This window comes from Chromobacterium alkanivorans (assembly GCF_016937655.1).
Taxonomy (GTDB): domain Bacteria; phylum Pseudomonadota; class Gammaproteobacteria; order Burkholderiales; family Chromobacteriaceae; genus Chromobacterium; species Chromobacterium alkanivorans.
In genome coordinates this window covers 1-344 of record NZ_JAFHKL010000053.1, presented here as the reverse complement: position 1 = coordinate 344, position 344 = coordinate 1, and the positions used below count along the sequence as shown (strand labels likewise).

Sequence of the window (344 nt, the reverse complement as noted above, 5' to 3'; positions counted from 1 at the left end):
CTGATGACCTGATGGTGGAGATGAACACCACGCCGCTGATCGACGTGATGCTGGTGCTGCTGATCATGCTGATCATCACGATTCCGATCCAGACGCACGCGGTGAAGCTGGACATGCCGGTGAGCAGTCCGGCGAAGCCGATGGAGAAGCCGGTGGTGGTGCAGATCGACATTGCGCCGGACAACGGGATCATGTGGAACGGGGAGCGTTTGGTAAACCGGGAGGCTTTGGAGAAGAAGCTGACGGAAGCGGCGGCGCGGGTGCCGCAGCCGGAGTTTCACATCAAGCCGAACAAGGACGCGGGGTATGAACCGGTGGCGATGGTGCTGGCGGAATCGCAGCGT

General features: G+C 61.0%; 1 protein-coding gene. It reads left to right on the top strand.

The annotated features are described in order from the left end of the window. Positions 1-344, top strand: a 344-nt coding sequence (locus JW897_RS24170; protein ID WP_205467941.1) for an ExbD/TolR family protein, incomplete at both ends; no start/stop codon positions are given.